Genomic DNA, 26,325 nt, shown 5'->3' with positions numbered 1-26,325 from the left:
AATATTGACTTTGATATCCACCATCTACATAGAAATGTGAATTGCTTTACATACCTAAACGTTCGGCTTAAGCTCAGAAAAAAGTTGACTTAAAGTTAGCTCAATGTTATTAGGCTTAAGTTCACATTCCCAAATTATAATCACCTGCCATCCTTGCTTCATGAGAGCCAGAGCAGCTTTTTGATCATTGGCAGTATTGATTGCAATCTTGTTCAGCCACCATTCAGTCCTGGTCTTGGGTACAACAAAAAATTTACATCCCTCATGTCCATGCCAAAAACAGCCGTGAATGAAGATTATGGTTCTATACTTTGGTAAGACAAGGTCAGGTTTTCCGGGAAGAGTTTTATCATTTAGCTTATACCGAAAACCTTTTGAGTGCAAAAATTTTCTGACCAGCAATTCTGGTTTCGTATTCTTGCTCTTAATTCTACTCATGTTAAAACTACGGGTAGCTTTGTCATGTACGTCTGCCATGTTATGCAAATAGTTACCTGCTTTTGAAGGAGATGCTGCCTGCAGGGCTACAATTTATGCTTTTCTATTCTTTTTTCAACTTTTTATCAATTCGGCAAGTTCCTCCAACAATCCTGCCTGTCCATATAAAACCTTCTCTTTCGCTTTCTCCGCTCCAAACCATTCCCACTTATCCACTTCGGGAAACTCAACCATTTTTCCTGATTTTGGCGGCCACTCTATAGTAAATTTATTAGACACAAACGTTGATATATCTGCATCTCCCTCCACTGCCCAGGCTTGCACAACCTTTCCCGATTTCTGTTTTACAGGTGCCAATTGAATAAATGCTCCATCAATCAACAATCCTGTTTCCTCTTTGAATTCTCTGATTGCAGCAGTAAGAGCCTCTTCATCTTCATTATATTCTCCTTTGGGAATGCTCCAGGCACCCAGGTCTTTGTTCTTCCAAAACGGTCCGCCTGGATGAGCCAACAGCATTTCTAACTTATTATCCCTTATTCTATACATCAGGATTCCTGCGCTTTGTTTCATAACTCAATTTGAACACAATTTTGATACCCAAACTCAAAAAACTCCACCGGTCACCCGGGGAGTTCCGCCTCATGGCTATCTAAACAACTAGTACACATACTCTGGCACTTCCTGCCCCTGCACGCGCAAATGTAACACAGCCTGCCCCCTATGATGCGTCACATGATCCAGCGTTGCATGCACGCCCTTCACTTCCTCCTCATTAAGCGCCCGGTCTTTAATGGCATTTTCCAGCCCTGCATAAGCCTTCTCCAGATAATTCATTACTTCTTTTTTGTCTTTGCTCACTGTACCCGGTGCCCAATCCATTTGCTCTCCGCGCACATAATTCGATCCCCACCATTCAATGCCATAGGCAATATGGTGAAGCAGCTCTTTAAAATTCCAAACACTGTCTACAGGTTTGGTTTCGTATTTTCCGGGAGGCATGGCATTGGCCACATCCAGCGTATATTTCTTAGAAGTGTCTACTAAATTCAAGAGATGCTCTTTCATAATAAATTATTTAGAGTAAAGCTAAAACTGCCGGCTGGCGATCACTTAAGATATCTTGCTAATTACCGGGAACCTGAATTCCTGATTTCGAAAAGAGCCTGGAGCGCTATCATATTTTTTCTTAAAAGCGCTATTGAAGTACTCGATACTGTTGAACCCTGAACTAAAAGCAATATCTGCCACGGGTGAGTTGGTGGTTCGAAGCATCAGCGCTGCGTGTTGAAGCCTGGTATCTGCCAGGTATTGATGAGGCGGTACTTTGGTGAATGTGCGGAAGATCCGGCTAAAATGGAATGGGCTTACGTAGCAAAATGAAGCCAGCTCCATCAATGATATGTCTGTAGTAAAATTATTGGTGATGTATTCTTTTGCCCGCTCGATAGTCTGCAGGTGGTTCTTTTTCATCTTACTGTTGATGGCCGGATCGGGATGATAATCCGTAATTTCTCCCAGCACTTTGTCCATTATCTCCAATACCAGGTTATCGATCTGCAGCTTACTGCCTTTTCGCGTATTGACCAGCTGCCAGGCCATATAATGCAATAGCTCTGTTGAAGCATTGGTCCTGATCAACGTGGAATGCCAGTCCGCATCATGAAAAAAGCGACAATGCTTATAATGCTTTTTAATAATAGAAAAAAAATCCTTGTGGAACTCGAGGATCGTGCACTGGTCAGGCACGGAGTGGGCATGTGTGACAGTTCTTTCAAATCCAGGCTTCGTGATCAGCACACAGCCGTTGTAAGAATCAAGTGAATGCCTGAATACATTGAACAAGAAATTTCCCTTTCTCACAAAGCTGATCCCAAAAGTATCGCTGTATTCTGGTTTCGAGGTTGTGCACTCCGTGCATCTGCACCGGAAGTCCAGTATGCGGTAGAAGTCCGACTGAAATAATGTATGGATGTCTGCCTGCATGCGTCTATAAAGTTACAGAATTTCCATAGGAGGTATCTTGAAAACAAAAATCGGCGGGGTCACCGCCGGTTGAAGAATCAAATAAGAAAATATATTATCCCGGGAAGAATTATCGTACAAAAAGGACCTTCAATACCTATGCACCACTGTTGGCTGCCGGATCGCCAATCAAAGCAATGGTTATTTCTTCTCGCCTGACATGCAGTTAAGAAATTGAAATGATTGCTAATAAGTGAATACGATTAAGGATCCAATATAATCGAAAAGGAATTAAATGGGATTTACTACATTTATATAGACCAACACTTATAATTTCTGTACATGGATGAGTATATTTCTTTTGAGCAGATCCCCTTTGGAAGCGAAAGTTTTGCAGATAATCCTGAACCGAGATGCCCTTGCGTGTTGTTGCTGGATACTTCAGGCTCCATGTCGGGTAAACCCATCGCACAACTCAATGAAGGGATCCAAACGCTGAAAAAAGAATTGCTTGCCGACCCGCTCGCTTCCAAAAGAGTGGAAATTGCCATGATCACTTTCGGCCCGGTTACAGTGGATGCGGATTTTTCCACCGTCACCAATTTTTTCCCACGTCCATTGGAAGCGGAGGGCGATACTCCTATGGGTACTGCCATCTCACTCGGGATCGATATGGTTACGCGCAGGAAGAATGAATATAAGTCGCATGGTATCGGGTATTACAAACCCTGGATCATCCTCATCACGGATGGTGCGCCAACAGACAGTCATACCAAAGCCGCAATGCAGGTGAGGGAAGGGGAATCGATGAATTCCTTCGCATTCTTCGCCATCGGCGTGGAAGACGCCAACTTCGATGTATTGCGCGAAATCTCCGTGCGTCAACCACTGAAGCTGAAAGGACTTATGTTCCGCGAATTCTTCATCTGGCTCTCCGGCTCACTCAAAACCGTGAGCAGCAAGAATCCCGGCAATAAAGTGAATCTCTTACCTCCTACCGGTTGGGCTGAAGTATGATCTGGAAAACAATCGGACAATCCGTTACCGGAACTTCCCATCTTCAATCGCAGCGGACTTGTGAAGATGCGCTTGCCTTTAAAACCTGCGCTCTTCCTGGTGGTGATGAAGCCCTGATCTGTTGTGCAAGCGATGGAGCAGGCAGTGCAAAGTTTGCAGCAGAAGCGGCCAACTATACTGTTAAGACCACAGTGCAGTTGCTCTCCGAAGCCGTAGCAGCTGATGGTTCGATTGAAGAAGCCTCTATCATCGCTATCCTTGAAAAGGTGTACGACAACCTGTTGCAGTTTGCCGAAGAAAAAAAAGAAAACATCAACGAATACTCCTGCACCCTTCTCGGTGCAGTGATCACAGAATTCACAGCCATCTTCTTCCAGGTTGGCGATGGCGCCATCATCAGGGATACCAACGCAGACCAATACACGACAATCTGGTGGCCGCATAACGGTGAGTATTCCAATACCACCGCCTTCCTGGTAGACGACAGCAATATGAGCCATCTCCGGGTGGTCACGCTCCGCGAAACCATCAAAGAAGTAGCCCTGTTCACAGACGGCCTGCAACTGCTGACCCTGAACAATGAATCGCTCAGCGTGCACCAGCCATTCTTCGCCGACCTTTTCAAATGGCTACGAATGGCCACACAGGAAGAACACCTGGCCGTTCTCAACCGGAAACTCGGAGAATACCTGAACAGCGAAGCCATCAACAACAGGACCGACGACGATAAAACCCTTTTTCTCGCAACACGATTCTGATCCATGATCAACCAGCAGTACAGCGGCAGTAAGGGCGTATATATTACGTCCAACCTTCTCGGCAAAGGAGGGGAAGGTGAAGTGTATGAACTGGCGGACCATCCGGACCAGGTCTTGAAGCTGTATTCGGAACCACTCAGCAGCAGCAAAGCCAATAAACTGCAGCTGATGGTGGACCGCTTCTCGGAACAAATGCAGGCTTATGCCGCCTGGCCCACAGACCTGGTTCGCGACAAAAAAGGAAAACCCTGCGGCTTCGTGATGAAGAAGCTTCACAAATACATGCCACTGCACATGCTCTTCAGCCCGATGGACAGGAAAAGGATCTTCCCCGACAAAGGCTATAATTTTTTGGTACATGTTGCGCGCAACATCTCTTCTGCTTTCCACACCCTGCATAGTGCTGGCATGGTTGTAGGTGATGTGAACGAAGGAAACCTGCTTGTGAATAAACAGGGTATGGTGGCCTTCATCGATTGCGATTCCTTCCAGCTATCCGATGGCAACAATTATTTTTATTGTGAAGTAGGTGTGCCACGATACACGCCCCCGGAATTGCTTCGGCTCCCTTCCTTTGAGAATGTAGTGCGCACTGCCAATACCGATGCGTTCTCCATGGCCATCCTCATCTTCCAGTTATTGTTCCTGGGAAGACATCCTTTTGCAGGGATCAATCATACCGCTGAAGATATCGGTGAAGAAACAGCCATCCAGCGTCAATTGTTTGCTTACTCGCTTCGTCAAAACCATAAGCTGATCACTCCTCCGAAAGACAGTTTCGATATCAACAGCCTGCCCAATAGCATCACCGATCTTTTTCACGATGCTTTTGAATCAGTCACCCGGCCGATGCCTGCTCAATGGATCCTGGCCACCAATCAATTGCTGCAACAGATGAGCCATTGCAGCCGGAGTAAGCTGCATATCTTTCCCAACAAACTCACCCAATGCCCCTGGTGCGAATTCAAGACCAAAAGGAATATCCTTTACTTCATAGACGATCTGCATTCCGCTCAAAGCGCTATCCATAGTGACTTCGACAGGTTCATTCATGGGTTTACCGTGGACCCGGTTTATTTTCCCGAACCGGACCTGAGCATTCCAGTACAACCATTGGCCACAATACAGCATGGCGGACGCATGAAGAAGTATGAACTGCAGCAAACAGCCATCAGCGCTCTGCTGCTATTGACTGCCGCTTTTGTTTTTATTATCAGTACTACCAGCGGATTTTTGGTACTCGGCCTCTCAGTGTTTTTTTATATGGGCTTTCCCTGGAAATGGTATCTCCAGGCTGAACTGAAAAGGCATAATGAGAATCACCAGAACTTGTCGAATCAGCTCAACAGGGCAGTGAACAGTTATCAGAGTACACAGGACCTGGACCAATACAACCAGCATGGAAAGCGGATCATACAACTGATTGCACAATATGGAGAAGTGCCCAGGACCATCCAGGTAAAGAAAAGACTGGAAGAAGAAAGGATCTACAATCAGCAACTACATCACTTTCTTCAACAGTTCAGATTACAGGACCATTCTATTCCCGGCTTCGGCGCCAACCGAAAGCAGGCTTTGTACAATGCAGGCATAATAACGGCATCGGATCTTACGAAACTGGGGAATATCAAGGTGCAGGGAATCGGACAAAAGTATGAACAGATGCTGCTTTCCTGGCAAAGACAAATGGCCGGTGGATTTGTGTATTACCCGGACAACCTGCAACTCAATAAAGCTTTCCTCAGGATCATCGATGATGCCGCTCAATCCAAAAAACAATTGGAACAGGAGATCAGGAGCCAGTATAACGGTCTGCAACAGCTGAAGCAACATATCCTGGCGAAAAGGAAACAACTGCAATCGCAGATCAGCGCCATCAGCCTGCAGGTAGCACAGGCTCAGGCCGAACTACAATCTTTCAAGCAACTGATCAAGGTGATTTAACTGCAGTCCCAGGTGTAGAAGGCTTTGCTGAAATCCTTTTTGGCGAGATCGTTGGGGTGAATGAAGAAATTGGCCACTCCCGCATCGCCCCACATGATCTTATCATCGGAGTCGATCTGAAGCAGCAAAACAAATTCTTTTTCTTTTTCCTCGCGGTATTCGCGCGGATCAGTCTGTGTGAAATATGCATAACCTCCCAGCTTATGACCTGAGGGAGTAAAATGATCATAGGCGCAGGTCATCAGTTCTTCTTCCAGTTCCTCGTCATATTGCGCTGCGATCTGCTCCAGGGAAATACCGGGGTTCATCTGATTGGTAACATTTCCCAGACCGAAATATTCTTCTTTTAGTTCGAATTGCAATGAAAGAGGCTCTGATAACGGCACAGACTCCGATCCCATCGTGGATTGCAGAAAACTGAAATCGGCTTGGAAATTTTCAACATCGGCCTCTTCAAAGAAAAGGATCCTGAAATCATTGGGACGATTGTCGAAACGGTATCCGTAAGTGTCATCTGCAGAAATATAGAATTGGAGGAAGCCGGTTCTCGGATAGCCTGGCATTGGAGGTAATTCCCTGAAATTGATCTGGGCCAGCGGGAACATGTATTCGCCATGCTGATCCCTGGGATATGAGAAATTCAAAGGAAGCTTTGGATAAGATCCAAACTTGCTTTGCCCGGGTGTAAGCGCTGCAGCAGGTGTGGTTTTTATCTGGATAAAGGATGTTTTTGATTGAGAGAGTTCGGGCCAGTGATTGGCAAAAGCACGTGGCAGGACGAGACCGGGAACCACTTCAATTTTTTCGAGTAAAATTTCGGCATCCACCTGTAGCATTTTTTTCTCAGTATTCGTTTGCCGGGTGGCTTGAATTATTGGAGTATCGATGAGGTGCGCTTTCTTCTTTTTAGAAAAAAAATCAAATATTCCCATACTTGTGCATTAGAGGTACGTTAGTTATTCCTTTCTGTGTTTCCTTTATCTAAGTTCGGTAAAAAACATGAGCATCACCGGTAGTAATGCAACTACCATACCGGGAAAATCACCCCAATCTCATCCGGGTATTTTTCCCGGTGCATTCAACCGTGATTTCCTCCTTTTTTGTCCTTCCACTCATTCTCCGATTCCGGGTAAAGCCCTGCAAGTGCGCATTTGGGAAATAATAATATTTATACTTTGGCATATCAGGAAGATATGGGCCTCAACCCGTATTATTTTGTACCTTTTAAACGAAAATCTAAATGCCATGATTAACCAAAACCTCGTGCGCTGCATTGCAGCAGCATTATCCTTCCTGCTTTTTATTTCCTGTAAAACAAAACAGGTAGTAACCGACAACAGTTTCTCCCAGGATCTTCCCGGTTTAAAAAGTGCCCTTGCATCTCATGAAGCCGTCTCTCCCAAAGCAGGGCCACAATTTACCGGTCGTGAAGTTCAATTGGAATTAGCCGTTCCCTGTTTCACCCGTTACGAAAAAATGATGAATGCGCATGGATTTGTTGCTAAGCCAAATGGAACGGTTACCATCAAAGTGCCGCAAGAGCCCATCACCACCGCTGTCAGTTATGATGGTGAAAAGATGCTGGAATGGATGAACCGCATGATGAAAGCCTTTCCCGGAACTGATCCTGCGGACATCGGCTTTCTAATGATGCCAGGTCACCTGGATGAAGATTTCCTCAAAGCCGTACAGGAAGATCCCGCAGATTGGAAATACAAACTGAACCGCACCAGTATCTTCATTGTTCCCGTGAAAAAATCCGAGGGCTTGCAGGTCAACCAGATGATCAGGAAATTCAGATCGGGTTCCATGATTGCGGCATTACAGGGTCGTACAGTGTGGGAGCTTGGAGGCGTTCAACCTTAAGCAGTGATCATGCATTTCCACCTGTTCCAGTTTTTCCAATTCCTCAGCCTTGCCTTTGCCATCTGGTTTTACCGGAGCCTGAAATCCTGGTCCATCGGCGCTTTCCTGCCGTTGCTGGTTTTCATTTTCCTGGTAGAGATCGTTGGCAATAATTTCGAGGCCTTCGGTTGGGACAATAATTATTTCATCTATAATATCTACCTGATATTGTCCACCCCATTCTGGCTGTACCTGTTCCGCCAGATGCTGGGCCTTTCAGGGATGGCTATTGTGATCTTCCGGTGGATTGCCATCCTCTGCATGAGCTTTATGTTCGTGAACTATTTTTATGGAGAAGGAGTGAAGGAATTCAATTCCTGGTCGCTCCTTCTTTTGATGATCCTTACCATCGTATTCAGCTGCCTGATCCTGTTCAGGCTATCCGTTACCGATATCATCACCATTTCATTGTACAGGCATCCGTTCTTTTGGATCAATGCAGGAAACCTGCTCTTTGCACTGGTTACCCTGGTATTGCTGGGCCTGCAGCCATATATCCGGGAGAACGATATCCAGCTTCTGCATAAAAGCCTGTACTATGCTATTATCCCAACCGCGAATATTATTTTATACACCAGTTATTGTTATGGATTTTATTTATGTCGAGCCCCACTGAACAGATCGTTGTAGTGATCGTTGCCGTAGTTGCCGTATTACTTTTCCTGGCTGTCCTCTTCCTGGTGATGGTAATGCATCATAACAGCCGCCGCAAACAAATGGCAATGGAAAAATTGAGGATACAGGAATTGTATGAAAACCAATTGCTGGAATCACGGCTGGAGATCCAGCAGCAGACCTTTCATTTCATCAGTCAGGAGATCCACGATAATGTGGGCCAGATCTTAAGTCTGGCAAAAGTGGAGCTCAATATCCTGCAACAACAGCTGAATGGAAAAGGCGAACTGGTGAATTCCGTCAGAGAGAATGTGGGAAAAGCCATGACCGAATTGCGGGAGATTGCCAAAAGCCTGAACCATGATCAGGCCCAGCATTTCAACTGGCTTGAAAATATCAGGGAGGAGATCAACCGTATCAATAAAAGCGGCGCCATTGCTGCTGAGCTGCGTCTGGAAGGGGAGGAGGATTGTTACCTGAAAGACCAGCAAAAGCTGATCACGTTCCGTGTAGTGCAGGAGGGCTTGCAGAATATCCTGAAGCATGCCGGAGCCAGCAGTCTGCTGGTCAGAATCCATCACGCCAAAGAACATACGAATATCATGATCGTGGACAATGGCGTTGGCTTTGATACGGAAGCCGCACTCAAAGGACATTCCGGCCTGGGGCTGAAAAATATCCTCAATCGTGTTGCGCTGATCGGAGGCAATGCCCAGATCTGCAGCGCAGCCGGTGAAGGCACCTGTTTATGCATAAGAATTGCTCATGGCTGAAACACGCTACATAACCATCGTGGATGATCATGCCATGTTCCGGAAGGGACTGGCGGTGCTCATCAATATGTTTCCGGGTTACAAAGTGCTTTTTGATGCTTCCAATGGAAAAGACTTTATCAAACAACTGAAAGCGCCACATCTTCCTGACATTGTGCTGCTGGACATTTCCATGCCGGAAATGGATGGCTATGCTACTGCCGACTGGATCCGGGTGAACCATCCCGGTATCTGCATCCTGGCCCTCAGTACAATGGACAGTGAAACCGCCATTATTAAAATGGTCCGCCACGGTGCAAAGGGTTATATCCTCAAAGATGCAGACCCTGCGGAATTGCAACTGGCTTTCAATGAAATTCTTTCGAAGGGATTCTATTACAACGATGCCGTTACAGACCTGGTCTTGCAGGCGGCAGGGCATCTTCTGAATAACCATCAGGGGGCTTCATCTCCTGACAAACTCACTGAACGGGAAATCATATTTATCCGCCATGCCTGCAGCGAGAAAAGTTACATGGAGATCGCGCGGGATTTGCAGGTAAGCGAAAGGACCGTAGATGGATACCGGGAATCTGTATTCAAGAAGCTAAAAGTGAATACCCGTATAGGAATGGTGCTGTTTGCCATCAGGGCTGGTATGGTAAAGATTTGATCAATCTTCCAGGAACGGGTCCCTTCCTGCCGCATCCAGTTCCTTGATGATCTTGTTCACATCTTCTTCGGTTGTGGTAAGCCTGTTGCGGCAAAAGCGGATCAGCTCGGCGGCACGCTTCACTTTTGTGGAAAGCTCATCAACGGAGATCTCTCCCTGTTCGATATCGTTCACAATCTGCTGCAACTCTTCAAATGCCTGCGTATAATCCAATGATGTAGATTCCATATAGCTTATTGTTTTTTTATGGATAAGGCAGTACTGCTGATGGTTCCGTTGGCAAGTACTGTTTCTAAGGTATCACCTTCTTTTACTTCGGCTGCGTCCCTGATCAGTTTCCCATCTTTCAGGGTGATGCTAAAACCGCGCTGGAGCACTTTTTCAGGGCTCATATTATTGATATTCCTTTCAAGCTGGGCCAGTCCTGAATTTTGTTCTTTCAGGAATATAGCTGTCTTTTCTGTCAACTGGACCTTTGTCAGTTCATCCTGATGTTCCCGCAGCAAATATTTTGCCTGCTGCTTCAGCAGCGCAACCGAGCTCATCAACTGACTGCGGTGTTCCAGGGTGACCGTTGCCGTTACAGACCGGAACAGCTTCACTTCCGAGCGCAGTTTATTCCTTTCTTCCAGTATCAATCGTCTCGCGCGGTCCGTGATCTTTTCCGTTGCCTGCATAACGGGTACCGAGAAATTGTGGAACCGCTGGATCAGGTATTCCGCAATTTTAGTAGGGGTGATAGCATTGGCGTGGGCCACCATTTCCACTACCGTATCGTTGGTGGCATGCCCGATACCGGTGATCACCGGGATGGGGAAAAGCGCGATAGCCTTAGCCAGTTCATAGTTGTTGTACACACTCAGCCCTACGTCTCCGCCACCGCCCCGTACAATGGCCACTACATCGAAATGATGGATCACTTTCCGGATGCGGGCCAGTTGCAGGCGGATGGTATCGATTGCTTTCTCTCCCTGCAAGAGGGAAGGAAAGAGATAATGAAAGAATTTGTATCGCCAGGGATTTCCTTCCAGCACTTCTATGAAATCCACATAGCCTTTGCTGCTTTCAACGGAGATCACAGCAATACGCTGTGGCAGCAGGGGGATGGGCAATAATTTGTTCTGATCAAAGATGCCTTCGTTGACGAGCCTGCTGATGGATTCCATTTTTTCTTTTTCCAGGTCGCCGAGGGTATAGCTGGGATCGATATCGAGGATGCGGAGGCTAAGACCATGCACAGGGTCATAGATCAGCTTCGCCTGGAAAAGGATCTTGATGCCATCTTTCAATGGCTCGTTGAGAAAAGAAAGGAAATGTTTATTGATAAGCACGAAATCTTCGCGCCAGAGTACACTTTTCAGTTGAGCAATCACTTTGCCCTGCTGTTTCTCTACCAGCTCCGGATAGCAGTGCCCCGATTGCTTGTAATAGTTGAGCTTGTTCATTTCGGCTTTTACCCAGAAGGAACTGCCATACCTGTCGGTAAGCGTTTTCTGGATACTCCGTTGAACTTCCAGCAAGGAAAACACCGTTCTGTCTGTAATATTCTCAGGCATTGCAAGGGGGTTAATGCATTGGAAATAGCGCCTTTTCCAAATTTACATTTTTCCATGATTTTCCCCGCATTCCCCGTAGTAACCGCAGTCCGTTTGTTCTAAGATTCGCTGGGAGCCTGCCTGCCAATCATGCTCCTGTATTCAACCGGGCTGAGGCCCACCATTTTCCTGAAAACTTCCCGGAAGGCTTTCGGATCGGAATATCCTACTTCAGCCATGATTTCGTGTACACTACCCTGTGAGCTTTCAAGGCTTTTGCGCGCTTCTTCCATTTTCACACGCTGGATGTATTCGATCACGGTGTTCTCGGTAGCTTTCTTGAAACGGCGTTCAAGGCTTCTTCTGCCAAGCAGGAATTTGCGGGCCAGTTCATCTACAGTCAACTTTTCTTTGTAATTGGCTTCGATGTATTCCTGTGCGCGGATAACGGGATCATCGCCATGGTGTTTCAGTCCCCTGAAAATGATGAATGGGCTTTGGCTGTTGCGGTCAATATCGATCTCAAAGATCTTGGAGATCAGCAATGCCATTTCCCTGTCGGTTTCTTTTTCCACCAGGTGCAGCAGCAGATTGAGGAAGCTGAACCCACCGGCGCTGGTGTACAGTCCATCTTCATCGGTGAATACTTTGAACAGCTGCAGTTTGATCTCGGGGAAGCGCTTCTTCAATTCTTCGCCGATCATCCAGTGCGAAGTGCAGCCCTTACCATTGAGCAGGCCTGTCTCTGCCAGCAGTGCGGCAGACAAGGATAACACGGCGATCTCCGCCCCTCTGGCGCGCTGCTCCTTCAACCATTCGATCAACTCCAGGTTCCGCTCCAGCAGCAATTCCATATGGCCCTGCACAGATGGGATAATGATCAGGTCGGTAGCGCCAACATCGGCCAGCTGCCTGTTAACAGTAACGGCAATATGTTTATCGATCTGGTTCACCCTTTCACAGGATGCCAGTTGTACTTCAAAGGCAGGAGCATTTCCGCCTTCATGTAACAGATCATTCACTGCGGTGAAGATCTGCGTTACAGCTTCGATGTTTCCCAGGCTGATTTCGCCTTTCGGGATAACTAACGTGATGTTTTTCATGTAATAAAAGTAGGATGGCACAGCGTCGCAATCAACCCCGGAAATTGACGTGAACACACCCGTGAAAATTGATTAATCCTTTTCAATTTTGTTGTCAACAAATATTTCTTCACCCACAATATTCAACCACATGAAACCTTCAAAAACTTTATACTGGATCGTAACGATCATCTTCGCAGCCCTGATGCTGATGGACGGATTTGCCGGATTTGCCATGACCGAAGATGGCAAAGCAGCCATGCAACAACTGGGCTATCCCAATTACATCATGTACCTCGTGGGCGCCGGCAAAATACTCGGGGCTATCGCTATCCTGCAGACCAGGTACAAAACCATCAAAGAATGGGCATATGCCGGTTTCACTATCAACTTTATTTCAGCCGCCGCAAGCTGGGCCATTGTAGGAGCGCCGATCGCCTACTCCGTGTTCCCACTGATCATGCTGGCTGTGATGTTCTTTACTTACTATATCTGGAAAAGATATGAGCGCCGCCCCAGCCAGGTTCCTGCACTCGCCATCTGATTCCCTGCTATAAAACAACTTCAAGCCGCATTCCCCCTATGGATGCGGCTTTTGTATTTTATGATAGTTTTTTCAGGTATGAAAACAAATCCTAATTTTCTGCCTGAAAATCCTTGATTCCCGCATGCATTATTCTTTATTGCTTTGTATCGCACTGATCCTTGTTGTTTCCATGCTGGTAATGCTTGGCCAGCGGCTGCGCATTTCGTACCCTATCTTTCTGGTATTGGGCGGACTGGCCATCAGCTTTATTCCCGGCCTGCCGAGCATTACCATCGACCCGGAACTGATCTTCCTGATATTTCTTCCACCACTCTTATTTGAAGCCGCCTGGATGACCAGCTGGAAAGCTTTCTGGAAATGGCGAAGGGTGATCACGATGCTGGCCTTCGGCTTTGTGCTGATCACCAGTACGGTAGTGGCTTTCGTTTCCACTGCACTGATCCCGGGATTCACACTGGCAATGGGTTTTCTGCTGGGCGCCATCATTTCACCACCCGATGCAGTTGCAGCCACTTCAGTTTTGAAAGGAATCAATATTCCCAAACCGCTGACGCAGATCCTGGAAGGGGAAAGCCTCGTGAACGATGCTTCTTCGCTGATCGTATTCAGGTTTGCCCTGGCCGCTATCATGACCGGCACTTTCGTATTTCAAAAAGCTGCTGTAAGTTTTGTACTGGTAGCGGTGATGGGCGTTGTGATCGGACTGGCCATCGCGCTGATCATCTATGCCATGTATCGCTGGCTGCCCACCACCACCAGTATCGATATCGCACTTTCCTTTATAGCGCCTTACCTGATGTACCTGACTGCTGAATCGTTTCATTACTCAGGCGTAATGGCCGTGGTGAGCGGCGGCCTGTTCCTGTCTTATCACAGTCATGTTACACTCAGCCACCAGAGCCGCTTACAGGGCTATGCGATGTGGAACACGATAACATTCATATTGAACGGATTGGTGTTCATGCTCATCGGGCTGGAAATGCCGGAGATCATGCGCAACCTGGGTGATTACTCCAAAGGACAGGCCATTTTTTATGGCGTGGTGATCTCTTTGGTGATCATTGTTACACGTATCATCACCGCTTTGTTCACTGCAGGCTGGACAAAATTGATAGGCCGATGGATCACCGTGGCTGATCAAAACCCCGGCTGGCGCGGCCCCATCGTGATCGGCTGGGCCGGTATGCGCGGTGTGGTATCGCTGGCTTCAGCATTGTCTATCCCACTGCTGCTGAAGAATGGCCAGCCATTTCCCTACCGCAGTTTAATCCTTTGCATTACTTTCATTGTTATCCTCATCACTCTGGTATTGCAGGGACTTACGCTTCCCTGGGTGATCAAACTGGTAGGTCTCGATAAAGAACAACCCGCTTCTTCTGAACAGGAGGAAGAAGCCAAACTCCACCATCAACTGCTCACTGCTGCGGTTTCACACCTGGAAGAACAGTACACAGATCTGATGAAGAAACAACCTGTACTGCAAAATCTTTACAACCAAATGAAGAACGATCTCCAGCTCACCGCCAATTTCCTGGAAGGACATGGCGCCGGCGAAAAGGAAAGACATTCTTCACTGGTCTACAACAGTATTTACCTCGAGTTGTTGGGAACACAGCGTCAACGCCTGTTCCAGCTCCGCGACCGTGACCAGTTCGAAGATGAGCTGATCCGGAAAGTTGAAGGTCAGTTGGACCTTGAGCAGGAAAAATTGTTACGCGAAAACGGGCACGGGCATCATTAGGATTCGGCACGGCGTTCGCCGAAAGCGAACAAAAGTTTGTCATCCCCCAGAGGCGAGCGGCTCGCGACACACTGAGACTATTCAGGCAGAGCCTTCTGCATAAACCGAAGAAAATTTCCATGCAGGATGTTCTGAATATCTTCTGTAGAATACCCTCTGCGTGTGAACATTTCCGGTAGTTTTTGCAAATCTGCTATTGTATCCAGATCATAAGGACATTGCTCCTTTCCAAATGCGCCATCAAGGTCCGTTCCGATCCCCGCATGCAGGCTGTTGCCAGCCAGCTGGCAGATATGATCGATATGATCGATGATAACTTCCAGGTTGCAGTGCATGCCCTCCGGCGTGGATTGCCGGCGAACCCAGTTGGGCACCATCATCCAGGCATCAAGCGCAGCGCCGATCACAGCGCCTTTGCTGATGAGCGCGCGTACCATTTCATCACTGAACTGGCGGTTATGGTCCACTAATGCACGAACATTGTTGTGGCTGGCCCAAACATTTCCGTTGAATATTTCCATGGCATCCCAGAATGCATCATCACAAAGATGCGTGGCATCCAGGATGAGTCCGAGTCTTTCTATTTCCTTGATCAGGTCGCGTCCCTGCGCATGCAGATGACCGGTAGCATCGGTTCCGTTTGCATAACGACCAGGACCATAATGCGCGGGGCCAATGGCACGAAGCCCATATTTCCAGGCTGTTTCCAGGTGATCGATTGTAACGATGCTGTCTGCACCTTCGAGACTAAGTATGTATCCAATTGGTTTCTTATCATTGGGCTGACCATTATGCCACAATGCGATATGATCGCTGAGGTCTTTCTTTGTTTTTATCATCACCATTTCGCCTGCTGCTTCCATGGCTTTGTACCAGGCAAGCTGACCCTGGCTCTGCGCCCAGGCCTGCTGCGGCGAATGCCAGCCTGGTAGCGGGTTTCCGGGCGCTACATACCGCGCGATCTGAGTAGCCACTACCAATCCGATATTGCCTGCGCGCAATTCAGGTAAGGCAACAGTGCCTTTGGCCCGGTCGGGTTTATCTGTAAGTCCCAGCTCTCTTTCACGAATGGCGTGTACCGGCAGACGGAGGTCGCGATTCCACTCAAGGGCATTCATACTGAGATCGAGATGCGCATCTATAATGAACATGTATGTATTATTTAATTAGGGTGTTCGCCAGCAGCGAACAAATACAGGTCACCCGCCGGGAGGCGAACGACTGCCGGCTCTCCGACATTATTGGTCAGTTGCGGAACACTCTGGAAAATCCTCACCTGATAATCCTTCCAGAAACGCCGGTCTGAATGAATTCTTCTATTTCCTCTTTGCTGATGATGGCCCAGTCTCCTGCGATGCTTTGCTTAAGCACACCGCAGGCGGTGGCGAAGCTGATGATATTTTGTGGTGTCATTTCCTGCATCAGTCCATACAGGATACCGGCAGTGAATGCATCGCCGGTTCCGATCTGATCAGTTACATGCGGAATAGCATAGCCTTCGGAGAAATAATATTCGCCTTTATGCGCCAGTGCTGCCAGGTAAACGGTCTGCTGCTGGATGGTTTTGCGAAAGCTCATACCAAGTGTTTGCAGCTTCGGCATTTTCTGTTGCAGTTGCTGAACTGTTTGTTTGAATCTTTCTTCCAACGGCAGTTCTTTATCTGTTTCAATACCGTAATAAATATTCACGGCATCAAGGTCGGCTACAGCCACAGTGCTGTATTGCAACAAAGCAGGCATGATCTCTTTCGGATGTTTGCCGTACTGCCAGAGCTTGCTGCGATAATTGAAGTCGCCCGAGATGGTCAAACCCAATTCCGATGCGGCCTCCAGAGCTTCTCTGCAAACATCCGCAGCACTTGCGCTCAGGGCTGCGGCAACGCCGGACCAATGAAAACAATAGGTGTTCTGCAACACCTGTTTCCAGTTGATCATTCCTGGTTGGAGGCCGGAGAAACTGGCGCCGGTCCTGTCGTAGATCACACGACTGCTTCGGATATGATTGCCGGATTCCGTGAAATACAATCCGAGCCTGTCGCCTCCGAAGATCATATGTTCTGTTCCTACGCCATGGCTTTTCAACTGTTGGATCCCTGCCAGCGCGATATCATTATCTGGTACACGGCTGACGTAATTCACGTTCATGCCCAGCCTGGCCAGCAGTACGCAAACATTGGCTTCCGCTCCTGCATAGTAAGCAGTGTAAGCATCGGTTTGCTGAAAACGTTTGGCCTGGTGACTGTGCAATCTTAACAGGAATTCACCAAAGGCTGCCAACTGAACTTTTTTCCCGGCAGGCTGATCCATCGTGGTTGATTTTCCGGCAAACTAATTAATCCTGAGCTATCACAAAAGCCAGTCAACACAAAACATCTAAAAAATGGCAATCCATCAATACAATTCAAAGAGCGCTTCAATTTCAACGGGGATATTGTCCGGCAAAGAGCCGAAGCCCACAGCACTGCGTACGCCAACACCGTGCTCTTCTCCCCAGACTGCTGCAAACAATTCGCTGCAACCATTGATCACGTGCGGATGCCTCTCAAAATCGGGTGTAGCATTCACCATTCCCAGCATTTTGATCACTCTTTTCACTTTGTTCAGGCCACCGATCCGGGTGTGGATAGTACTCAGCATGGTAAGGCCCACCTGTCTGGCCGACAATTTCCCCTGGTCTGCATCCAGTTCCTTTCCGATACGTCCGATAATGAGGGAACCATCATCCTGCACGGGCCCATGCCCGCTGAGGTAGAGGTATTTTCCATCCAGTACATAGGGTTTATAAACACCCAGTGGCTCGGGAGCAGGAGGCAATGTTAATCCCAGTTGCCTGAATCTTTCTTCTGCTGTGCTCATACGTGTGTAAATTTTAATACTTGTTCTCTTATTGTTGTTTATTCCAGAATGAATTCGTCTATCATCATCAGCGCTGTTGATCCGGCGCCATATTTTCCAGCAGGGATAATACCGGGATGCCGGCCGGAGATCTTCACATACCTGGCATTCACGGGCTTCACTGTTGCCCTTGCTTTGTTGATGCCGTTAACAGGGAAACTGGCAAGGGAAGTGATTTTCGTATAATCTGTCCCGTTATCCGACACATAAAAATCCAGCGATACAGGCGGCCACATCCTTTGCCAGGCATAATTGAGCACATTTGCTCCGAACTTTGAAATGCTCTGGCTGCTGCCCAGGTCGAGTATCGCTTCAAAATTGTTGGTGAATCTTACCCACTGGTTATCGTTGTACCGGTGAGTGCCAGACAATCCATTCATCAGTCTGGAAGCCGAGGTGCCGGCGGGAAGACCGGAGACAGTGATGTCCGCTCCGGTTGCCTTGTTTATGCTGTAGGGCAGTTCAAATATCCGTCCCCAGGGCATTCCGTTCCGGAAAAGCTGAGCGCGTATTACACCATTTCTGCCACCTGTTTGCACCAGGCCTGAATAAACCCGGCTACTCTTGTCAGGAAAACTGCCATCAGAAGTGTAGCGTATTTCAGCTTCCCGGAAACTGGAATGAAGATGAAAAGAAAGACTACCCCGTAATACTTTATCAGTTGTAAATGTGATCTCGTCAAAATTATTGGCCATGGTTAGACCGATACGTTTCAGTGTGGCATCCTGTTTCCGGACACGCAACAGAAAATCATCGTAATTGAGATTTGCCGACTGGCTCCAGCCTGCTTCTGCCAGTGCAATGGCTCTTGGCAACAGCATGTAAGATGCCTGTTGGGCAGTGGGTAAATATTCGCTCCACAATTGCCCCTGTACTCCCTTAATATGCGGCAGCAGGCTGGCATCGATGGAATCCGGGAGTGGCTGGTAATTATACACATCTTTCAGTGATGTATAACCGCCGGCAGCAACAGGCTCGGAAGGATAGAGGCTTTGATAGTGATCGAAATAATATTCGTCTTCTGTGGTCATGATGGCATCGTGATTCATTCTTGCGGCTTCCACCGCTCCTCCGGTTCCTCTCCAGCTCATGACGGTGGCGCCTTTGGCGAGACCTCCTTCCAGGATCTCATCCCATCCGATCACGCGCCTGCCTTTCGATTGTACATATTTTGCAATACGGCCCACGAAGTAGCTCTGCAGCTCATCCTCATTGGAAAGGTTTTCTTCTTTTATCCTTTTCTGACAATGCGGACAAGCCTTCCATCTTGTTTTGGGACATTCATCGCCGCCGATATGGATGTATTGAGATGGAAACAGCGTAAGCACTTCGTCCAGCACATCCTGTAAGAATGTAAAAGTGGAATCTTTACCCGCGCAGAATACCTCATCGAATATTCCCCAGAAAGTAGCGGTCTTGTATGGCCCGCCGGTACAGCCCAACGCCGGATAGGCTGCCAGGGCGGCCTGCGCATGGCCCGGCATTTCGATCTCAGGAATTACCGTGATATGCCTTTCGGTTGCGTATTGAACGATCTCTTTTATCTGCTCCTGCGTGTAATAACCGCCGTATCTTTTTCCATCAAAACTGTGAGGCAGTTCCTTCTTGTGACCGATCATCGTTTCATCCCTCCAGGCCGCAACGGTTTGCAGTTTTGGATATTTCTTTATTTCGATCCTCCAGCCCTGGTCATCCGTGAGATGCCAGTGGAAGGTGTTGAATTTGTAGAGAGAGAGGAGATCGATGTACTGCTTGATGAAATCAAGGGAAAAGAAATGACGGCAAACGTCCAGGTGCATGCCACGATAGGAGAATCTCGGATAGTCCTGAATGTTAGCAACAGGTATTTTCAATGTTCCCTCTTGCAGAACCCACAATTGCCGTAGTGTTTGAATGCCATGGATCAGTCCTGCTCCATCATGCGCCGTGATATTTAAATTGCCATTGGATTCCAGCAAATACCCTTCCGGTTCTTTCACCAGAAGGGTATCTATTCTGAGTTTGACAGACATCCTGTTGGTGTGCTCAATAACAGGCAGCGTATAGCCCAGGTTTCGTTTTATGAGTTCATTCAATAAAGCAGCTTCGTACTTCAGTTCACTGCCGGCATCGATTGCTGTTTGTTTTGATATCACTGAGAAGCCTTGACCATAAGTTGCTTTCACAGGAACAGGAATCAGCGCCGGCTGTATCGGCTGCTGCCTTGCGAAAACCTGGAAAACCGAGACCATCAGGAACGGAAGTACGAATAGCTTTTTCATTATTGTTTATCCCACCAAACTCTTGTTAATAAATTGTCTGCTCCCTGACGTGCGAGGGCCGCTTCATAGGCCGTTTTGTTATTGCTTCGCTCTGTTTGCAGGTAAGGGAACCTGCGGGGAATCACACCGCCTGTCTGGTTACCCGGTGCATTGGTGGGGGTAAGCACGGGATAGCCTGTCCGGCGCCAGTTGGCGAAACATTCCAGTTCATCCAGTAACAAAGCTACCCAGAATTGAGAATGTATCTGGTTCATCTGATCATTGAAGCTGCCGCCTGTATTCAGCGGATGTGCAGTTGTATAATCCGTGATGCGTTGTTCTGCAATCACGCCTGCCGCGCCGAACCTGGCCCAGTTGCGCATATTGTTCTCGATTCCGTTTTTGAAGTATGCCGAAGCAGTATTGGCGTTGGTCCATCCGCGCAGGGCTGCTTCACTTAGCAGGAAGCTCATCTCTGCATTGGTGAGCACCAGCAGGGGTGCATCATAACGAAGGATGGTAGCGGGGTTGGGCTCTGAAAAGGTTTTGAAATTATTGGGCTTGTTCAATGTGCCGCTGGGCAGACCTTTGGCAATGGACGATGTTGTGTCTGGTGTTGTTCCATTGTAAGTAACAGCCATCACGGGGAGGCGGGGATCATTATTATCCCTCAGGAAATCGATGAAGGCCTTGCTGAACTTTCCACCTTCCACATTGGCATCGCCGTAGGCATCGGCCTTGTAATCCTGCGCGCCGATCTCATAGGCAACCGGGTTGAAATTGTACACCTGCCCGGTATTGAAATATTTAACCGCCGCATTATCCGCAGCCTGCTCGATCACTCCGCCTGCAATTGCTTTCTGTGCCCATGTCCTTGCTTTGTTCTCGTCTATTTTAGTCATCCGCATAGCGAGACGTAACATCAGCGAGTAACCGAATTTTTTCCATTTGGCCACATCGCCCTGGTAAATGAAGTCTGCCGCACCGAAAGTAGGTGCTCCTGCCTGTAAGGCACTTATAGCCTGGTCAAGCTCAGTGAGCAATCCGTCGTAGATCTCGGATTGCGGGTCATAGGTGGGCAGGAACTCATTTTCAGGATATCCTTTCAGGGCATTTTTATAAGGCACATCTCCGTAAAGGTCTGTGAGCCGCTGGAAGTGGAGTACGCGCCAGATGCGGGCTGTAGCTACTTTGTTCATATGTCCGGCTTTCTCTGCCCCTTCCATGCATTGTCGCAGGTTTTCCAGCACATTGGGATAGAGATAAGTGAAATAGAATCCCTGGTAGAGATCATTGATACCATATTTATCGCCCATTCCGGCGAGGGAAGCATCTTTGTAATTCGCGAAATGCTGCACATACATTCCTGCTCCCAGGTAGGAGGTATAGAAATAGGTCCTGTCCAGCACATAGTTCCCTTTAAGGATGGCTTGCGAAAACAGCAGGTCAGGATTGGCATTCGTGGAGGCATTGGGGTTGGTATTCACCTCTTCGAAGTCTTTGTCGCAGGCGCTCAGTCCACCCAAAAGGCCCAGTGCGAGTATGCTATGATATAATTTGAAACGTGGCATGTTGTTAATTTTTGAATCGTGAATTAGAACTTAACCATCAGGTTCACCCCAAAGCTCCTGGTGCGGGGCACACCGAACATTTCGAAGCCCTGGGCATTGGAGTTGCTGAAAGTGGATTCGGGGTCGATATTATCAGCTTCCTTGTGGAGGATCGCCAGGTTCCTTCCCACCAGTGAAAGGGTGAGTGATTGCATTTTCAAGAATGAAATCTTCTCTACAGGAATACTGTAGCTGATGATCACCTGGCGCAGTTTCACGAAATCGGAACTGTACACGAATTTTTCAGAAAGCACCTGCCAGTTGTTGTAATAGCTCCACATCTGGTCGGGGGTAAATGTTTTGGAGAAAGGGTTGCCGCCATTGTCAACACCATTCACGGTGAGCTTTCCATCTCTTCCGGGGAGCGTCATTTTGTGCAATCCCATACGTGTGCCGTAGAGATTGGTAGCAGAATACACTTTACCACCGAAACGTCCGTCGATAAGGAAGCTCAGCGAAAGGCGCTTATAGTTGAAAGTATTGGTGATGCCTGTTGTGAGCGGCGCAACGCCTGTGCCCATATCTACCAGTGTTGGGCTTGCTATTTCACGGCCATCAGCTGCATACACCTGGTTGCCTTTGGCATCTTTCAATCCGGTAGTAGCCATGATGGTGCTGTATGGTTTTCCTTCGGGGTGGTGAATGAAGGCGTACCTGTTCACGCTGATATCCGCTTCAATGGTGCTGAGCTCATCCGTGATCCTGATCACTTTGTTCTTGTTGTACGCGATATTGTAACTCACTTCCCAGTTGAAGTTCTTGTTCTTCACAGGAAAGCCGGAGACCAAAACTTCCAGGCCTTTATTGCTCATTTCGCCCACATTGAAAAGCGCATGGTTGAAACCGGTAGATGGTGAAATGGAAGCCCGAACGATATCATTGGTGGTCCTGCGATCGTACACGGCAATGTCTGTAGAGAGACGGCCATTGAGGAACCTGGCTTCCAGACCTACTTCAAAAGTAGTGGAGGTGAGGGGTTTCAGGTTCTGGTTGGGCACCATCAGCTGACCTGAATTGGCGCCGTTGAAATTGGTGATCATCTGGAGCGGGCGCTTGTCGTGCCCGCCTCCAGGCACCAGGCTGTATGTAAGATTGAGCGCGTATGGGATCGGCGTAGCGCCACCCACCTGCGCCAGGGAGCTTCTGATCTTTGCAAAGTTCACCCAAACCGGCAACTGGAATGCTTCAGAAAGGATGAAGCTTGCGCCTACAGAAGGGTAGAAGATATTGTTGTTCTGTGGGGCCAGTGTAGAGAACCAGTCGTTCCGTCCGGAAGCAGTCAGGAAAAGAAGGTTCTTGTACGAGAAATCCACAGAACCGAAAACCGAATTGGTGCGCAGTCTTCCCAGAGCTTTGCTGGTGGTGAGGCTCACCACATTGCTTACATCATAGAAGCCGGGAACAGAGTAGCCCGTACCGTCGAGGTTGGTATTATCGGTTACTGATCTGCGTTGGTTACCACCAGCCATTACGTTTACGGTAAGATCATCGATGATCTTCGTATTGTAGTTGACAGTGAGCTCGGCATTGGTTTCTGTGATACCCGAAAGATAGTTCTGATAATAACCATCGGCAAAGTAAAGGTTACCGGTAGGTACAATGCCTGTGTATTTGAAATTGGAGTAATCGTGGCTTACCCTTCCTTTCACGAAAAGATTGTTCAGGATATTATAGCGGATGCTGAGGTTGCCGATGAAACGGTTGCGATCATCGTTGTTCTTGAATTTGTTCACCACGAAGTAGGGGTTGGAAGCGAAGCCTACTGCGTTCCAGGGCACTTCTTTTCCGTTGGCGTCGTAGCCGGGATCGAGGTTCCTGATGTCTACCGTATTCGCGATCATGTAGGTTCCCCAGTTAGGGTTACCGGCCGCATCGGCTACACCGGCACGGTTCTCCGATTTCTCGATATTGTATTGCGCATATCCTTCGATAGAAATTCTCTTGCTGAGATTGGCACCAACAGAGAGTGAAGCGATCTTCTTGTTCAGTTTATTATTGGGCACAATGCCATGATTGTTCAAATCAGAGAGGGACGCACGCCAGGTGAAGCTATCAGAACCACCAAGAAAGGAGACAGTATTGGTGAAGGTAGTGCCGGTTCTGTAGAAATTTTTGATATTATCTTTCTGCGGAGAGTAAGGTCTTTTCACTCCATCGAACTGCACCACTTCGGATCCGTCCATTTTAGCGCCGTAGGAAAGACGTCCGTAAGCGATGGCCTGGGCCTGATCAATAGGTTTGGCGGCATATTGACCGGAGCCGTATTCATATTGCCAGTCCGGCACGATGGCTGGTCTTTCCACGGTGAGCGTGGAATTGTACTCCACTCCGATACCTCTTTGTTTCACGCCTTTTTTGGTGGTGATGATGATCACGCCGTTGGAAGCGCGGCTTCCGTAGAGAGCAGCGGCAGTACCACCTTTGAGGACAGTGATGGCTTCGATATCATCAGGGTTGATGCCTGCGATACCATCGCCGCGGTCGTTGTTCAGACCAACGGAGCCGTTGCCACTGGCGGGCATGGAGTTGGTGGTATTGTCGATCGGCATTCCGTTCACCACGTAAAGCGGTTGATTGTCGCCGTTAAGAGAACCGTTGCCGCGGATGATCACGCGACTGGATCCGCCGGGACCACTGGCGAGGCTGCTCGCATTCACTCCGGCGATCTTTCCTGTAAGTGCATTTGCGATATTGATCTCGCGCGCCTGCGTAAATTCTTCGCCCTTTACTTCAGTAACAGCATAGGCCAGGGCTTTCTTTTCTTTTTTGATACCAAGTGCGGTTACTACTACTTCGTCCAATGCCCGCGCATCGTTGAGCTGGATAGCGATAGTAGTTTGACCTGCCTGCAGCCGCACCTGTTTTCTTTCATATCCCACATGCGTGATCAGTAATTCGATGGCGCCGGAAATGGCGGGAAGTTTCAATGTGAATTCTCCGTTGTTGTTGGTAGTGGTTGCTACGCTGTTGTTATTCACCAGCATTACGGTGGCCCCTGCGATCTTTTGTCCGGACACAGTGCTGCTCACAGTGCCGGAGATCTCTGAGGGGTTTGAACCGTTGGACTGGGCCAGGGCTGAAATGCAGCAGAGGAGGCTGCAAGCCAAAAGCAGTCGGCTGGCCCAGGCAGTTAGTTGTAATTTTTTCATTGCAAGAGTTAGTTAAGAGCTTTTCTTTCAAATAATGCAAATTCCTTCCCTAAAACTAGCCAAATTCCCTCCAATCTGCAAAATATTTGCATGCATTAATTGCAAAATATGCATAAAAATCAATTTGCGGAAAGCCGCCATTGAAGCAATTATGATGTGTAATTAGCTATTAAACAACAGTTTAACAGCCTATCGATTTTCTATCTTTTGCTATGACATTTCGCAAAAAAATTATTTACCTCCCAAATCCTGCAAAAAATTGAACTTATATTCTATTTTTACCGGATATTTGGAAAAGAGGGCCGCATGCGGCAGATCCTCCAACAGTATTCAGTAAGCGCAATTCATTTTTTCTATGGACTTAAACACACAGGATCAGATCCCCCCTGCTTCGCTGACCAAACAGGCGAGAAAGAAACTCATCATCAAACAGGTGAATATTCACACCCGTTTGACCTATGCCGACCTGGTAGGTCTGATCAATGTGAGTGAAGACACGATCCGCCGCGACGTGAACGAACTGGCAGACGATGGAGAAGTAGTGAAGATCAAGGGCGGCGCCATGTCTATCGCTTATCATTACGGACATGAATCCGAAACCTATTCACAAAGCAATAAAGTAGTGATTGCTGAAAAAGCTTTGCAACTGCTGAAAGATGATATGATCGTGCTGGTTGGCGGTGGCACCACTATCCGGGAGTTCATCAAAAAAATCCCGCATACGCTCCGCGCCACTTTCATTACAGTGAATGTTCTTTCTGCAGTGGAATTGCTGGACAAGCCAATGATCAAAACGATCATGATCGGTGGACAAATCTCCACTTACAGCCAGATGACGGTGAGTGGTGAGGTATTCGAATATCTTTCCAATATCAAAGCGGACCTCTGCATCATCGGCACCAATGCCCTCGATGCAGCCAATGGCCTCACGGACTCCGACTGGGAAACCATCCAGGTGAAAAAAGCCATGATCAAAGCCGCAGATAAGATCGCCATCCTCGCGATCTCCGAAAAACTCAACTCCACCATGAAGATGAAAATTGCGGATATCCAGGATATCGATTACCTGATCACTGAACTGCCTCCGGACAATATCGCCCTGCAGCCTTACAGAACCAAAGAAGTGGAATTGTTGTAGTATAACGCTATGGCTCAACCGCCATGCTGCCAGCAATAGCCGCCAGACCTTTGATTACGGGAACATCTTGTTCCTTTTTTTGTTTTTGCCCGGCACTGACCGGAAGTAACAGGACTGCTTTTCTTAGAAGACGAACCAAAAGACCCATTGGAGGATTTTGGCTTTTCGCAAACCCCGCAGGTTCCTCCAGCCTTACAATGTTTGCATCCCGAGCAATTGGAGCAGGCAGCACAGGGTGTTCTGCCATAACAGGTGGCAATATCTTTGGAACTATGTTCGGAAGATCTGAAAGAAAGAATGGCTGGCACAACCGCCAATGCA

25 protein-coding genes are annotated in these 26,325 nt (G+C 47.9%); 10 read left to right on the top strand and 15 right to left on the bottom strand.

From position 1 onward, the window contains the following. Positions 1-54 precede the first annotated feature (54 nt). The 4 genes from FSB84_RS07255 to FSB84_RS07240 form a co-directional block, all read right to left on the bottom strand. The gene (locus FSB84_RS07255; protein ID WP_130542191.1) at positions 55-477 is read right to left on the bottom strand and encodes a very short patch repair endonuclease; all 423 of its coding nucleotides are present in this window, start codon (positions 475-477) and stop codon (positions 55-57) included. A 75-nt stretch (positions 478-552) separates the two neighbouring features. Next, positions 553-1,011, bottom strand: coding sequence for an NUDIX domain-containing protein (locus tag FSB84_RS07250; RefSeq protein WP_130542192.1), 459 nt, complete (start codon positions 1,009-1,011; stop codon positions 553-555). Positions 1,012-1,098: 87 nt separating this feature from the next. After that, positions 1,099-1,506 carry a DinB family protein gene (locus FSB84_RS07245; protein ID WP_130542193.1) on the bottom strand — a complete coding sequence of 136 codons (408 nt, stop codon included), beginning with the start codon at positions 1,504-1,506 and terminating at the stop codon, positions 1,099-1,101. A gap of 45 nt (positions 1,507-1,551) precedes the next feature. After that, on the bottom strand, positions 1,552-2,301 hold the full coding sequence (locus tag FSB84_RS07240) for an AraC family transcriptional regulator (protein ID WP_225980004.1): 750 nt from the start codon (positions 2,299-2,301) through the stop codon (positions 1,552-1,554). Positions 2,302-2,745: 444 nt separating this feature from the next. On the opposite strand from FSB84_RS07240, the gene FSB84_RS07235 reads away from it, so the two are divergent. The 3 genes from FSB84_RS07235 to FSB84_RS07225 are packed head-to-tail and all read left to right on the top strand — an operon-like array spanning position 2,746 to position 6,122. After that, positions 2,746-3,420, top strand: coding sequence for a vWA domain-containing protein (locus FSB84_RS07235; RefSeq protein WP_127132938.1), 675 nt, complete (start codon positions 2,746-2,748; stop codon positions 3,418-3,420). Further along, the gene (locus FSB84_RS07230; RefSeq protein WP_130542195.1) at positions 3,417-4,178 is read left to right on the top strand and encodes a PP2C family serine/threonine-protein phosphatase; all 762 of its coding nucleotides are present in this window, start codon (positions 3,417-3,419) and stop codon (positions 4,176-4,178) included. The genes FSB84_RS07235 and FSB84_RS07230 overlap by 4 nt, the downstream gene beginning before the upstream one ends. Positions 4,179-4,181: 3 nt before the next feature. Next, the gene (locus FSB84_RS07225; RefSeq protein WP_130542196.1) at positions 4,182-6,122 is read left to right on the top strand and encodes a protein kinase domain-containing protein; all 1,941 of its coding nucleotides are present in this window, start codon (positions 4,182-4,184) and stop codon (positions 6,120-6,122) included. Here FSB84_RS07225 and FSB84_RS07220 read toward each other — a convergent pair. After that, on the bottom strand, positions 6,119-6,949 hold the full coding sequence (locus FSB84_RS07220; protein ID WP_158643805.1) for a YwqG family protein: 831 nt from the start codon (positions 6,947-6,949) through the stop codon (positions 6,119-6,121). The genes FSB84_RS07225 and FSB84_RS07220 overlap by 4 nt on opposite strands. A gap of 418 nt (positions 6,950-7,367) precedes the next feature. On the opposite strand from FSB84_RS07220, the gene FSB84_RS07215 reads away from it, so the two are divergent. Genes FSB84_RS07215 through FSB84_RS07200 form a run of 4 tightly spaced genes read left to right on the top strand, consistent with a single transcriptional unit; the run spans position 7,368 to position 10,067 of the window. Next, complete coding sequence (locus tag FSB84_RS07215; protein WP_130542198.1) at positions 7,368-7,988, top strand: hypothetical protein; 621 nt, start codon at positions 7,368-7,370, stop codon at positions 7,986-7,988. A 9-nt stretch (positions 7,989-7,997) separates the two neighbouring features. Beyond that, positions 7,998-8,657, top strand: a complete 660-nt coding sequence (locus FSB84_RS07210; RefSeq protein WP_130542199.1) for a hypothetical protein — start codon at positions 7,998-8,000, stop codon at positions 8,655-8,657. Continuing rightward, entirely contained in the window at positions 8,627-9,415 is a 789-nt protein-coding gene (locus tag FSB84_RS07205) for a sensor histidine kinase (RefSeq protein WP_130542200.1), read from the top strand. The genes FSB84_RS07210 and FSB84_RS07205 overlap by 31 nt, the downstream gene beginning before the upstream one ends. Continuing rightward, the gene (locus FSB84_RS07200; protein ID WP_130542201.1) at positions 9,408-10,067 is read left to right on the top strand and encodes a response regulator; all 660 of its coding nucleotides are present in this window, start codon (positions 9,408-9,410) and stop codon (positions 10,065-10,067) included. The genes FSB84_RS07205 and FSB84_RS07200 overlap by 8 nt, the downstream gene beginning before the upstream one ends. On the opposite strand, the gene xseB is transcribed toward FSB84_RS07200, so the two are convergent. The 3 genes from xseB to FSB84_RS07185 form a co-directional block, all read right to left on the bottom strand. Beyond that, positions 10,068-10,295: an exodeoxyribonuclease VII small subunit gene (gene xseB, locus FSB84_RS07195; protein ID WP_130542202.1), complete on the bottom strand. Its 228-nt coding sequence runs from the start codon at positions 10,293-10,295 to the stop codon at positions 10,068-10,070. Between the two features lie 5 nt (positions 10,296-10,300). Further along, positions 10,301-11,623, bottom strand: a complete 1,323-nt coding sequence (gene xseA, locus FSB84_RS07190) for an exodeoxyribonuclease VII large subunit (RefSeq protein ID WP_130542203.1) — start codon at positions 11,621-11,623, stop codon at positions 10,301-10,303. 98 nt (positions 11,624-11,721) lie between these two features. Continuing rightward, the gene (locus FSB84_RS07185) at positions 11,722-12,705 is read right to left on the bottom strand and encodes a GlxA family transcriptional regulator (protein WP_130542204.1); all 984 of its coding nucleotides are present in this window, start codon (positions 12,703-12,705) and stop codon (positions 11,722-11,724) included. 130 nt (positions 12,706-12,835) lie between these two features. On the opposite strand from FSB84_RS07185, the gene FSB84_RS07180 reads away from it, so the two are divergent. Together FSB84_RS07180 and FSB84_RS07175 are read left to right on the top strand one after the other, a co-directional pair. After that, complete coding sequence (locus FSB84_RS07180) at positions 12,836-13,228, top strand: DoxX family protein (protein WP_130542205.1); 393 nt, start codon at positions 12,836-12,838, stop codon at positions 13,226-13,228. Positions 13,229-13,352: 124 nt separating this feature from the next. Beyond that, complete coding sequence (locus FSB84_RS07175) at positions 13,353-14,972, top strand: Na+/H+ antiporter (protein ID WP_130542206.1); 1,620 nt, start codon at positions 13,353-13,355, stop codon at positions 14,970-14,972. Positions 14,973-15,049: 77 nt separating this feature from the next. On the opposite strand, the gene FSB84_RS07170 is transcribed toward FSB84_RS07175, so the two are convergent. The 6 genes from FSB84_RS07170 to FSB84_RS07145 all read right to left on the bottom strand — a co-directional run bounded on the left by FSB84_RS07170 (position 15,050) and on the right by FSB84_RS07145 (position 24,866). Further along, positions 15,050-16,123, bottom strand: a complete 1,074-nt coding sequence (locus FSB84_RS07170) for a dipeptidase (protein ID WP_130542207.1) — start codon at positions 16,121-16,123, stop codon at positions 15,050-15,052. A gap of 121 nt (positions 16,124-16,244) precedes the next feature. Beyond that, positions 16,245-17,279, bottom strand: coding sequence for a sugar kinase (locus tag FSB84_RS07165; RefSeq protein WP_130542208.1), 1,035 nt, complete (start codon positions 17,277-17,279; stop codon positions 16,245-16,247). Between the two features lie 84 nt (positions 17,280-17,363). Further along, on the bottom strand, positions 17,364-17,828 hold the full coding sequence (locus FSB84_RS07160; protein ID WP_130542209.1) for a RidA family protein: 465 nt from the start codon (positions 17,826-17,828) through the stop codon (positions 17,364-17,366). A 38-nt stretch (positions 17,829-17,866) separates the two neighbouring features. After that, on the bottom strand, positions 17,867-20,128 hold the full coding sequence (locus FSB84_RS07155) for a glycoside hydrolase family 20 protein (protein WP_130542210.1): 2,262 nt from the start codon (positions 20,126-20,128) through the stop codon (positions 17,867-17,869). After that, positions 20,128-21,678, bottom strand: a complete 1,551-nt coding sequence (locus FSB84_RS07150) for a SusD/RagB family nutrient-binding outer membrane lipoprotein (RefSeq protein WP_130542211.1) — start codon at positions 21,676-21,678, stop codon at positions 20,128-20,130. Before FSB84_RS07150 ends, FSB84_RS07155 begins: the two co-directional genes overlap by 1 nt. A 23-nt stretch (positions 21,679-21,701) precedes the next feature. Next, entirely contained in the window at positions 21,702-24,866 is a 3,165-nt protein-coding gene (locus tag FSB84_RS07145) for a SusC/RagA family TonB-linked outer membrane protein (protein WP_130542212.1), read from the bottom strand. A gap of 355 nt (positions 24,867-25,221) precedes the next feature. Between FSB84_RS07145 and FSB84_RS07140 the strand changes: the two genes are divergently transcribed. Beyond that, the gene (locus FSB84_RS07140) at positions 25,222-26,004 is read left to right on the top strand and encodes a DeoR/GlpR family DNA-binding transcription regulator (RefSeq protein ID WP_130542213.1); all 783 of its coding nucleotides are present in this window, start codon (positions 25,222-25,224) and stop codon (positions 26,002-26,004) included. Between the two features lie 7 nt (positions 26,005-26,011). Here FSB84_RS07140 and FSB84_RS07135 read toward each other — a convergent pair whose 3' ends face one another. Then, positions 26,012-26,251 carry a hypothetical protein gene (locus FSB84_RS07135; RefSeq protein ID WP_130542214.1) on the bottom strand — a complete coding sequence of 80 codons (240 nt, stop codon included), beginning with the start codon at positions 26,249-26,251 and terminating at the stop codon, positions 26,012-26,014. Positions 26,252-26,325 lie beyond the last annotated feature (74 nt).

Origin of the sequence: Pseudobacter ginsenosidimutans (genome assembly GCF_007970185.1) — a bacterium.
GTDB classification, from domain to species: Bacteria; Bacteroidota; Bacteroidia; order Chitinophagales; family Chitinophagaceae; genus Pseudobacter; species Pseudobacter ginsenosidimutans.
This window is presented reverse-complemented; position numbering and strand designations above follow the sequence as displayed.

Excerpts from the sequence above, each read along its gene's own strand:
- FSB84_RS07255 (WP_130542191.1), bottom strand. The coding sequence starts at position 477 with ATGGCAGACGTACATGACAAAGCTACCCGTAGTTTTAACATGAGTAGA.
- FSB84_RS07250 (WP_130542192.1), bottom strand. The coding sequence starts at position 1,011 with ATGAAACAAAGCGCAGGAATCCTGATGTATAGAATAAGGGATAATAAG.
- FSB84_RS07245 (WP_130542193.1), bottom strand. The coding sequence starts at position 1,506 with ATGAAAGAGCATCTCTTGAATTTAGTAGACACTTCTAAGAAATATACG.
- FSB84_RS07235 (WP_127132938.1), top strand. The coding sequence starts at position 2,746 with ATGGATGAGTATATTTCTTTTGAGCAGATCCCCTTTGGAAGCGAAAGT.
- FSB84_RS07230 (WP_130542195.1), top strand. The coding sequence starts at position 3,417 with ATGATCTGGAAAACAATCGGACAATCCGTTACCGGAACTTCCCATCTT.
- FSB84_RS07225 (WP_130542196.1), top strand. The coding sequence starts at position 4,182 with ATGATCAACCAGCAGTACAGCGGCAGTAAGGGCGTATATATTACGTCC.
- FSB84_RS07215 (WP_130542198.1), top strand. The coding sequence starts at position 7,368 with ATGATTAACCAAAACCTCGTGCGCTGCATTGCAGCAGCATTATCCTTC.
- FSB84_RS07210 (WP_130542199.1), top strand. The coding sequence starts at position 7,998 with ATGCATTTCCACCTGTTCCAGTTTTTCCAATTCCTCAGCCTTGCCTTT.
- FSB84_RS07205 (WP_130542200.1), top strand. The coding sequence starts at position 8,627 with ATGTCGAGCCCCACTGAACAGATCGTTGTAGTGATCGTTGCCGTAGTT.
- FSB84_RS07200 (WP_130542201.1), top strand. The coding sequence starts at position 9,408 with ATGGCTGAAACACGCTACATAACCATCGTGGATGATCATGCCATGTTC.
- xseB (WP_130542202.1), bottom strand. The coding sequence starts at position 10,295 with ATGGAATCTACATCATTGGATTATACGCAGGCATTTGAAGAGTTGCAG.
- xseA (WP_130542203.1), bottom strand. The coding sequence starts at position 11,623 with ATGCCTGAGAATATTACAGACAGAACGGTGTTTTCCTTGCTGGAAGTT.
- FSB84_RS07185 (WP_130542204.1), bottom strand. The coding sequence starts at position 12,705 with ATGAAAAACATCACGTTAGTTATCCCGAAAGGCGAAATCAGCCTGGGA.
- FSB84_RS07180 (WP_130542205.1), top strand. The coding sequence starts at position 12,836 with ATGAAACCTTCAAAAACTTTATACTGGATCGTAACGATCATCTTCGCA.
- FSB84_RS07175 (WP_130542206.1), top strand. The coding sequence starts at position 13,353 with ATGCATTATTCTTTATTGCTTTGTATCGCACTGATCCTTGTTGTTTCC.
- FSB84_RS07170 (WP_130542207.1), bottom strand. The coding sequence starts at position 16,123 with ATGTTCATTATAGATGCGCATCTCGATCTCAGTATGAATGCCCTTGAG.
- FSB84_RS07165 (WP_130542208.1), bottom strand. The coding sequence starts at position 17,279 with ATGGATCAGCCTGCCGGGAAAAAAGTTCAGTTGGCAGCCTTTGGTGAA.
- FSB84_RS07160 (WP_130542209.1), bottom strand. The coding sequence starts at position 17,828 with ATGAGCACAGCAGAAGAAAGATTCAGGCAACTGGGATTAACATTGCCT.
- FSB84_RS07155 (WP_130542210.1), bottom strand. The coding sequence starts at position 20,128 with ATGAAAAAGCTATTCGTACTTCCGTTCCTGATGGTCTCGGTTTTCCAG.
- FSB84_RS07150 (WP_130542211.1), bottom strand. The coding sequence starts at position 21,678 with ATGCCACGTTTCAAATTATATCATAGCATACTCGCACTGGGCCTTTTG.
- FSB84_RS07145 (WP_130542212.1), bottom strand. The coding sequence starts at position 24,866 with ATGAAAAAATTACAACTAACTGCCTGGGCCAGCCGACTGCTTTTGGCT.
- FSB84_RS07140 (WP_130542213.1), top strand. The coding sequence starts at position 25,222 with ATGGACTTAAACACACAGGATCAGATCCCCCCTGCTTCGCTGACCAAA.
- FSB84_RS07135 (WP_130542214.1), bottom strand. The coding sequence starts at position 26,251 with ATGGCAGAACACCCTGTGCTGCCTGCTCCAATTGCTCGGGATGCAAAC.